We start from the raw sequence: 7,445 nt of genomic DNA on the forward strand, positions 1-7,445 counted from the left end.
GATATTTTGCTGGACTCTCGCTCATTGTCTCACCAGTTGTTCAGCATGTATAAAGGTGATCTAGAGTGGGAGAAGGGAAGAGCTCTATTTGTTTCTACATCCTGTGCAGGTCTTCCCATGTGTGTACCCTTCTTCTTAGCACGTTCATGACCTTCTGTGGTGCGGTCTACGATTAAGTCTCTCTCAAACTGTGCAAATGCACCTAGCATGTTAAACGTTAGAGACTGCATTGGACTTGCCTTCTCAACAGCTTCAAACATCAGATTGTCCTTCAAGAAGTGTACATTGATACCTCTATCAAGCAATTCCTCGAATTGGCTCTGTTAACCTTGATTGTTGATTTTCAACCGTAAGAAAAACCGCCCTATTATTATGCGGTTAATTCTGAACTATCGATTCTCGTTAGTTGAAGAACGACATGGTTTTTTTCATATCTGAGCCAAAACCAATTAAATATCTATCCAAATCACTCACCGACATTTGACTTTACTATATCAAATGTCCAAACAATTTATGAATTAGTTTCATAGAATTATATATATATTGATGGAAAGGGGGAAAAAGTATGAGCTTTGCAGGACTTCATACTTCTACTGCTACGAAGGGTGTCTCTATTATTGCGTGTACAAATAACTCCAAATTTATAAATAATGTATTTAGTAATTATAATAATCAGATTTGGATCAATAAAGAACTGATTATTATCGTTAATCGAGATGATGTTAGCCTAATTCCTTACCGAAATAAGGCTAAGCATCTCAAAAATGTATCCATTTACCGTATGCCCGAAAAAATTTCACTAGGAAACTGTTTGAATTTTGCCATTGCCAGAGCTAAATATGAATATATATCCAAGTTTGATGATGATGATTATTATGCACCGAATTATTTAAGGAGAAGTATGAGTGTTTTAATGCGAAAAGATGTAGATGTTGTTTGGAAAAGCTCCGTTTATGTTTATCTACATTCAAAAAAAAGCTTGTTTCTTCGTAATCCTAACCGAGGAGATAGACTAGTCGGATTTGTAGCCGGCGGAACGATTATGTTTAAGAAAAAGGTATTCAATCGTGTGAAATTTGCAAATATATCATTAGGTGAAGATGCACGGTTTTTAAAAAAATGTAGAGCTAGAGGATTTAAAGTTTATTCTACAGATAAATTCAATTATGTTTATATTCGAAGAAAAAATCCAAAAAGCCATACTATGAAAGTGCAGGATCGTTATTGGCTTAAAAATAGCAAGCTGGTCAAATACACTCTGAACTATAAGGGCCTTGTAAGGCAATAACTAATAAGGGTTGGTGGTGGCCTGGAAATGCGGTTTGGAAGATAACTCTAGATAATTAAGGAGAAGAGGGTTAGTTTCCATAAAGACAAACCAGTTTTGCGAAGTCAGATATTGACATAATCAAGCGAAAAACGGTCGTCTGTAAACAGACGACCGTTTTTCTTTATTATTTATTCGCTTCGTTAAAGATGCTAAGCGAATTATTTAGTGCAGATTTGCACTTGTCGGCATTAGGGTTTGACGAACGAACTGACGCTAATACCAAATCAATAGTTCCATCAATTTTGGTCCATGTTGTGCCATCTATTTTCCTAAGCTTAGGCTCAGAAGTGTCCCATTGATGTTCCAAACTGTCTGCGCCTTTTTTCGCAGAAGCAAAGTCATTTGAGTTTACAGCGTTTAACATATCCGTTTCAATTTTAACAAAATCGGATAATTGTCCGGCTAATTTATTTTGTGGGGCATCAGCTTGCGATTTTCCAACTGATGTAGTTTGTTGAGAATCGGATTGAGATTTTCCAACTGATGTAGATTGCTGAGAATCGGTTTGCGAAGTTCCAACGGATGTAATCGTTTGTGAAGAATCGGTTTGCGTTGCTGATTGATTTGCTCCATTGATGATAGTAAGCGAATTGTTAAGTGCGGTTTTGCTCTGGCTGGCATCAGGTTTTCCTGAACGAACGGATGCCAATACCACGTCAATGGTTCCATCAATTTTGGTCCATGTAGTGCCATCTATTTTCCTAAGCTTAGGCTCAGAAGTGTCCCATTGATGTTCCAAATTGTCTGCACCTTTTTTTGCTGAAGCAAAGTCATTTGAGTTTACATTGTTTAGCATATCCGTTTCAATTTTTACGAAATCGGATAATTGTCCAGCTAATGCAACTTGTGGAGAAGCCGATGTAGCTTGTGCATAATCGGTTTGCGATATTATACGATTGCTTAACCCAACATAACCGCCTATACCAGCTACTAAGAAAATACACAGTACCACAGCGGTTTGCGTCAAAACATGTTTCTTGCTTCCATTTGCTTCGTTTGTCTCTGCTAGTTCACTTTTTGCCAATGTATCAAATTTTGTAACAGCAAGAAAAACGATGATCGCTAAAATAGCTATAAGAAAAATGACACTAGTAACTGTTGTCCCCAAAGCCAACGCGCCATTCTCTTTCGGTTGAGACAGGTAATCTCCTAATGATGCTCCGAGTGGACGAGTAAGAATATACGCGATCCAGAACGCCAATACCCCATCAAGCTTCAAAAATTTCCATGCCAAGAATACGCAAGCTATGATGATAAGAACTGCTGTTCCTGTGAGAAGATAGCCTAGACCGAGTTGTTCGGAAAATAAATCGCCGACTGCCGTTCCAAGTGCAAATGTGAAAAGAATGGTTAGCCAATAGAAAACTTCTCTTTTTCTTGTAAAAATCGAGTGGATCGATAGTGTCTTTTCACTAAGATACCAAAAAAGAAAAGTTAATCCTAGTAGCACAGAGAAAACTAGTGTACTAACCTCAAGAGGTATTCCAACATTGTCTGTCAAATTATCAGTTACCAACGTCCCAAATACGCTAATAAGCACAACCGTTAGCCAATAAAGTCCTGGAACATATTTCGTTGCTCTGAATTGAAGAATCAATACGATGAAAAACGCTACTCCCATAGTTATTGTAGTGACAGTTAAACCAAATCCGAGACTGAAATTGATGAAATCCGCAAATGTTTCACCAACAGTTGTGCATAAAACCTTGATTATCCAGAAGAAAATAGTAACTTCTGGCACCTTGTTAAGTAACATTTTCAATTTATTTTGGTTTGCTTCCATACATAATTTCCTTTCTTTGAAGTGGTTTCCCACAACATAATTTTTAGTTTCCCCTCAATCTATAAAAGATATCTGTAAAAACACGTTTTAGTGAGAATAAAATAACATTAATATAGTGAGATTAAAATTACATTAAAAACTATTAGCAATTTCACAAGTAGACCAGCTAATGAGCCGGAACTGCTTTTTAGACTTGTATTTCTTCAGATCCTCTACAATCTCTCTGACGAGAGTATCATTCAGGAATCGCAGGTTAACCTCGCATAAGTGGTTTGTGGGTCTAAACCCAGAAGACACTCTTCCAGATTCATCACAGCTATCTCGTTTTCGTAATCACCTCTTAGGTGTAAGTCAAGTGGACGATGTGTTAAAGAGAGTGGTTAAGCAAAGCAATGTATCGATCAAGGTCTTATCAAAACCAAAACTATCATTATGGATGCAACTCATACCTAGCCGCGAGCCAAAAACAACGCCCACTAGATGTACTTCGAGATGCTGCCAAACGGCTGTTTCGTACGGTAATCAAACGACATCAGAAGTTGCAGAAGAAACTACCTACAGTACTTGTGGTGAAAAGTGATCAAGAAAATGCCGAGCAAGTTATGTTACATTACTTAGCTGAATTAGGAGAAAAGATTAAGATTGAAGAAATGGTTCATGATCATGAAGGTGCCCTATCCGAGAAACTGCGAATCGCGAAACAAATTGTAGAGGATGAGCGCTTGCTTTCTCAGAAAGGGATTCTTTCAGCTGTAGTTCCGGATGCAAGGTTTGGATGGAAGAGCCATACAAAATCATTCTTTGGTTACAAAGAGCACTTGGCCATGACGGAAGAAGAGATAATACTGCATTTTCATCCTCCGTGATGCAGCGTTGGTCTTGCGCTGCATGGACGGCTAACGGGCAGCTCAAACAATTTGTTCAGCAATAGGCGCTCGATGAAGAGGACAGGACGAGAATAATTCGCATGTCCACTTCACATTTTTAGTTTATTATTTTCTTTGATTAATTTAAATTAGAGCTTTCACGTTCGTCGCCAAATTCTCTTCCGTAAGGTAGTATTCCTTTATCAAACGTTTTCGCCGTTGGCTAAAGCAGCAGAATCAACCTAGTCCATATCTAAGCAGTTTGCGAACACACTTACTGCCCGTCCCTCGGTTTTAAGGGTTAATTTCTTACGTATGCTCACTTGTTCGCAGGATTTCACGGTCTTCTTTATTTTCCGGATTGCTGTTTTTACAAGATCTGTTCCTGACATTAAGCATGAATGGCGACATTAGGCAATAGCCGTCTCAATAAAAAGGCCATTGAATAACATAGAGAAACTGCCGTTACATCATACCCCATGAGGAGACGTAAAATGGACAAATGCTGGTTACGTTGTTCAAAGTGTTTTCAGAAAATTGACTTTGATCTAATAGGACGATGCATATGTAAAGGAACATTATTAGTCGAATATGATTTAGAAAAAATAAATCTACTCTTCAATAAACAAATTTTAAAAAAGCGCTCAATTGCTTCATTATGGAGATATCACGAGATACTACCGATCCGGAATTTTGATTCGATCGTTACTTTAGGGGAAGGCTGGACACCTCTCGTGCGCCTTCATTCGTTGGAGAAGAAGCTTTCTCTCAAACAGATTTGGATCAAAAGAGAGGAGCAAAATCCAACGGGGAGTTTTAAAGCTCGAGGATTTTCTGTTGCGGTTTCGCTATTATCCGTAAGAGGAATCAAAAAAGTAACCGTACCGTCAAACGGCAACGCAGCTTCAGCTCTATCTGCCTACGCAGGCAGAGCCGGCATGCAGGCCTATGTATTTTTACCGCAAGACTGCCCTCCTCAGATAATAGAAGAGTGCAAGCATTATGGTGCCTTTACTTTCTTGGTAGACGGCATGATTCATGACGCCGGCAAAATCATAGAAGAAGGGAAAACGGAACAAGGATGGTTTAATGCGGGAACTCTGCAGGAACCAGGCAGGGTCGAAGGCAAGAAAACGATGGGATTTGAAATAGCGGAGCAATTAAATTGGAAACTACCAGATGTTATTGTATATCCGACCGGAGGAGGTTCCGGAATCATTGGGATTTGGAAAGCGTTTCATGAACTAAAAGCATTAGGGTTTATTAGAGGTTGCTTACCTAGATTAATTAGCGTACAGGAAGAAGGATGTCAACCTATTGTTGACGCGATGGAAAATGCCTCTTTACCAACAAAACTGTCGCTTCATTCTGCAACAAACCCTACTGGACTGCGCGTCCCTTTTCCCCCTGATTTAGATCTTGTCGTGTCCATTTTAAAAGAAACGAACGGCGCTGCCATCGCTGTCAGCAAAGAAGAAATCCGTTCAGCCCAGCAAACATTGGGATCCCTCGGCATCTCTTCTTCTCCTGAAGGCGCGGCCACGTTTGCGGGTTTGCTCAGGCTTCATGATAAAAAAGCGATTACAGAGAAGGAAACGGTTGTTTTATTCAATACTTCGCATGCGCTTAAATATATGCCTTGGAAACCAAGCGACATGGCTGTCATAAGGAACTATTCGGAGTTTAAGAGTCTAATATAAATCATGGACATCGGGGGAATGTAACGGATGCCAAGTATTGAATTCAGGGTAGATAAATGGAAAATGCATCGTTTTTACTCTAAAAATCCCGCCATCGCCAAGTATTTACCTCCTACAAAACCGCTTACTCAGAAGACACTTTTTTCTTTTTTGAGCCAATATAAGAACGTTTACATCAAAGCTACTAGGGTGCATACGGGAAGGGGGATCGTGAAAGCGTGGAAAAGCAATGGCGGGTATCGGTTTGTCAAAATTAAAGGCAAAGCAGAAGACGCTTCTTCGACCCAGGATCTGTACCGGAAAGTGAAGAATGCTCTCCCTATGCGAACGATAATCGTCCAAAAAGCTATCGATTTAGCTCCAATCAACGGTAGAACCTTTGATATCCGGGTGATGATGATGCGCGACGCAAAGCGAAAATGGCATTATAGCGGTATGGTGGCGAAGGTGGCCGGTTCTGGCAGCATTATTTCCAATGTCCGTCGCGGCGGCGGTTATGTCTTGACCGTTGAGGACGCTCTAAGAAAGTCGTTATCATGTGGTAATGAACGCGCGGAAAACATTAAAAAAGAACTCATCCAGTTAAGCCACCGCATTATTCAATATTCTGAAAAATATCCTTTTTTTTCTTATCAAAGTGGAATCGATTTGGCTGTGGATAAACAAGGAAAAATATGGATTATAGAAGTAAACCTGCACGATCCATCGCACGGACTTTTTAACAAATTGAACGACAAAACGTTTTTTAAAAGAATCAAAAACCTGTATTGGTCCTATCGGAAAAATAATACACGTCTGATATAAAATATATAATTTTCAACAAAATAAAGGTGGTATGTGAATATGAAACCATCGAAGCAAAAACCAAAGAACTATAGTTGAATAAACATTAATTGACGAAGCTGCTGACACAATCGGCAGCTTTATTACGTTAAACATTCCTGTTAGGGCTAAGAAATAGCCTTTGTCAAAAGAGGAGCGCCTCGGTATGATGGGTTTGTCCCGGGTTTAAAACCCAACACCATCAAGGAGGCGCTCTTATTATGAAGTTTAAACAATCCGAAGTACAAATCAACGAATTGAACAAATTACCACATCTCATCTTGTTGTAGGTATCGATATGGCTAAGGAAACTCATGTGGCACAAGCTACGAATTTTCGCGGAATCGTTCTCTCGAATCGTCACCTTTCATTTAGTAACACCATAGAAGGGTTTGAAAAGCTGCAGCGTTGGATAGAGGGACTTCAGGAAAAGCACCGTTTGAACAGTGTTATCATTGGCATGGAACCCACAGGACATTATTGGTGGAACTTAGCGAATTGGCTTACAAACAGAGGAACGAACGTTGTCTTAGTGAATCCAGCCACAAAAGAAACAAGGAGAATCGCGATAATAGTCCTTCCAAGAGTGATCCGAAGGATACTCTTGTCATTGCGGATATTGTAAGCCGTGGTTATTATTATGAACATACGCGACAAACCCAAGAGTTCCAAAGACTTACGTACCCTAATGAGCGATCGGGAGTTCTGGGTCGCCTACAGCGTCCGGTTGCAGAATCGCATTATCCGTTGGTTAACAAACAGTTTGCGAATAGTTGGTTTATTGTTCTTTTCGTTCTTTCCGCGCTGTTGTGCTATAATCTGCTATCGATCATGAGCCAGTAGCAGAACAACGTTCTACCAGAAGTTATGTTAAGCGTGCTTTTCATCTTCATTATTTTGTAGTATCTTTATTATTAACGATTCTTAATATACGAAATAAGCGG

General features: G+C 39.6%; 5 protein-coding genes and 2 pseudogenes. 5 read left to right on the forward strand and 2 right to left on the reverse strand.

Features of this window, described 5'->3' with window-relative positions; all coding sequences use genetic code 11:
• Positions 1 to 29: 29 nt before the first annotated feature.
• Positions 30 to 305: a recombinase family protein gene (locus BLT91_RS30140; protein ID WP_090827921.1), complete on the reverse strand. Its 276-nt coding sequence runs from the start codon at positions 303 to 305 to the stop codon at positions 30 to 32.
• A gap of 260 nt (positions 306 to 565) precedes the next feature.
• Between BLT91_RS30140 and BLT91_RS30145 the strand changes: the two genes are divergently transcribed.
• Positions 566 to 1,288 (forward strand): glycosyltransferase family 2 protein, encoded by a 723-nt coding sequence (locus tag BLT91_RS30145; RefSeq protein WP_090827923.1) that lies wholly within the window; start codon positions 566 to 568, stop codon positions 1,286 to 1,288.
• A 166-nt stretch (positions 1,289 to 1,454) separates the two neighbouring features.
• Here the strand turns inward: BLT91_RS30145 and BLT91_RS30150 are convergent, their stop codons facing one another.
• Positions 1,455 to 3,113 carry a COG4705 family protein gene (locus BLT91_RS30150; protein WP_090827925.1) on the reverse strand — a complete coding sequence of 553 codons (1,659 nt, stop codon included), beginning with the start codon at positions 3,111 to 3,113 and terminating at the stop codon, positions 1,455 to 1,457.
• A 159-nt stretch (positions 3,114 to 3,272) separates the two neighbouring features.
• On the opposite strand from BLT91_RS30150, the pseudogene BLT91_RS30155 reads away from it, so the two are divergent.
• The 4 genes and pseudogenes from BLT91_RS30155 to BLT91_RS30170 all read left to right on the forward strand — a co-directional run.
• Positions 3,273 to 3,958, forward strand: a pseudogene (locus BLT91_RS30155) (transposase); the annotation flags it as partial.
• A gap of 515 nt (positions 3,959 to 4,473) precedes the next feature.
• Positions 4,474 to 5,679: a threonine synthase gene (locus tag BLT91_RS30160; protein WP_090827927.1), complete on the forward strand. Its 1,206-nt coding sequence runs from the start codon at positions 4,474 to 4,476 to the stop codon at positions 5,677 to 5,679.
• A gap of 27 nt (positions 5,680 to 5,706) precedes the next feature.
• Positions 5,707 to 6,483 (forward strand): YheC/YheD family protein, encoded by a 777-nt coding sequence (locus BLT91_RS30165; protein WP_090827929.1) that lies wholly within the window; start codon positions 5,707 to 5,709, stop codon positions 6,481 to 6,483.
• A gap of 239 nt (positions 6,484 to 6,722) precedes the next feature.
• Positions 6,723 to 7,255 (forward strand): annotated as a pseudogene (locus tag BLT91_RS30170) (IS110 family transposase); the annotation flags it as partial.
• Positions 7,256 to 7,445 lie beyond the last annotated feature (190 nt).

It is taken from the genome of Paenibacillus sp. yr247 (assembly GCF_900103825.1).
Lineage (GTDB): Bacteria > Bacillota > Bacilli > Paenibacillales > NBRC-103111 > Paenibacillus_E.

Bases quoted from the DNA above. Each gene is read 5' to 3' on its own strand.
- BLT91_RS30150 (WP_090827925.1), bottom strand. From the start codon at position 3,113: ATGGAAGCAAACCAAAATAAATTGAAAATGTTACTTAACAAGGTGCCA.
- BLT91_RS30145 (WP_090827923.1), top strand. From the start codon at position 566: ATGAGCTTTGCAGGACTTCATACTTCTACTGCTACGAAGGGTGTCTCT.
- BLT91_RS30165 (WP_090827929.1), top strand. From the start codon at position 5,707: ATGCCAAGTATTGAATTCAGGGTAGATAAATGGAAAATGCATCGTTTT.
- BLT91_RS30160 (WP_090827927.1), top strand. From the start codon at position 4,474: ATGGACAAATGCTGGTTACGTTGTTCAAAGTGTTTTCAGAAAATTGAC.